Below are 1,777 nucleotides of genomic sequence, written 5' to 3'. Positions count from 1 at the left end.
ATGAGGTAAATCCCTCAAAACTGAACACAGTTTCAACGATGTGTAGGTTTCCGATTATCCTTAGAAAGGAGGTGATCCAGCCGCAGGTTCTCCTACGGCTACCTTGTTACGACTTCACCCTAATCATCTGTCCCACCTTAGGCGGCTGGCTCCAAAAGGTTACCCCACCGACTTTGGGTGTTACAAACTCTCATGGTGTGACGGGCGGTGTGTACAAGGCCCGGGAACGTATTCACCGCGGCATGCTGATCCGCGATTACTAGCGATTCCGACTTCATGCAGGCGAGTTGCAGCCTGCAATCCGAACTGAGAACGGTTTTAAGAGATTTGCTTGCCCTCGCGAGTTCGCTGCTCGTTGTACCGTCCATTGTAGCACGTGTGTAGCCCAGGTCATAAGGGGCATGATGATCTGACGTCGTCCCCACCTTCCTCCGGTTTGTCACCGGCAGTCTCACTAGAGTGCCCAACTGAATGCTGGCAACTAGTAACAAGGGTTGCGCTCGTTGCGGGACTTAACCCAACATCTCACGACACGAGCTGACGACGACCATGCACCACCTGTCATTGCGTTCCCGAAGGAAACGCCCTATCTCTAGGGTTGGCGCAAGATGTCAAGACCTGGTAAGGTTCTTCGCGTAGCTTCGAATTAAACCACATGCTCCACCGCTTGTGCGGGCCCCCGTCAATTCCTTTGAGTTTCAACCTTGCGGTCGTACTCCCCAGGCGGAGTGCTTAATGCGTTAGCTCCGGCACTGAAGGGCGGAAACCCTCCAACACCTAGCACTCATCGTTTACGGCATGGACTACCAGGGTATCTAATCCTGTTCGCTACCCATGCTTTCGAGTCTCAGCGTCAGTTACAGACCAGGCAGCCGCCTTCGCCACTGGTGTTCTTCCATATATCTACGCATTCCACCGCTACACATGGAGTTCCACTGCCCTCTTCTGTACTCAAGTTTCCCCAGTTTCCGATGCACTTCTTCGGTTGAGCCGAAGGCTTTCACATCAGACTTAAGAAACCGCCTGCACTCTCTTTACGCCCAATAAATCCGGATAACGCTTGCCACCTACGTATTACCGCGGCTGCTGGCACGTAGTTAGCCGTGACTTTCTGGTTGAATACCGTCACTGCATGAACAGTTACTCTCATGCACGTTCTTCTTCAACAACAGAGCTTTACGATCCGAAAACCTTCTTCACTCACGCGGTGTTGCTCCATCAGGCTTGCGCCCATTGTGGAAGATTCCCTACTGCTGCCTCCCGTAGGAGTATGGGCCGTGTCTCAGTCCCATTGTGGCCGATCAGTCTCTCAACTCGGCTACGCATCACTGCCTTGGTAGGCCGTTACCCCACCAACAAGCTAATGCGCCGCAGGTCCATCCAGAAGTGATAGCCGAAACCATCTTTCAAATTCAAATCATGCGATTTGAATTGTTATGCGGTATTAGCACCTGTTTCCAAGTGTTGTCCCCCGCTTCTGGGCAGGTTACCTACGTGTTACTCACCCGTCCGCCACTCGTTGGTAAACCAACGTCAGATCCGTGCAAGCACTTCAAATCAGTTGGGCCAACGCGTACGACTTGCATGTATTAGGCACACCGCCGGCGTTCATCCTGAGCCAGGATCAAACTCTCATAAAAATAAGAACTTGAATAGCTCTAAAAAAATAAATTAAGCGAATTGACTTCGCAAATGTTTAATTACCTTGATAATTAAATCAAGGACCCTACACATTTGATTCGTCGAAACTATATTCAGTTTTGAAAGATCTACCTCG

1 rRNA gene is annotated in these 1,777 nt (G+C 50.8%); it reads right to left on the bottom strand.

The features are described from left to right. Positions 1-64: 64 nt before the first annotated feature. Positions 65-1,640, bottom strand: a 16S ribosomal RNA gene (locus JCM14505_RS08380). Positions 1,641-1,777: the final 137 nt, after the last annotated feature.

Source organism: Limosilactobacillus equigenerosi DSM 18793 = JCM 14505 (assembly GCF_001311375.1).
In the GTDB taxonomy this organism is placed as follows: domain Bacteria; phylum Bacillota; class Bacilli; order Lactobacillales; family Lactobacillaceae; genus Limosilactobacillus; species Limosilactobacillus equigenerosi.
This window is presented reverse-complemented; position numbering and strand designations above follow the sequence as displayed.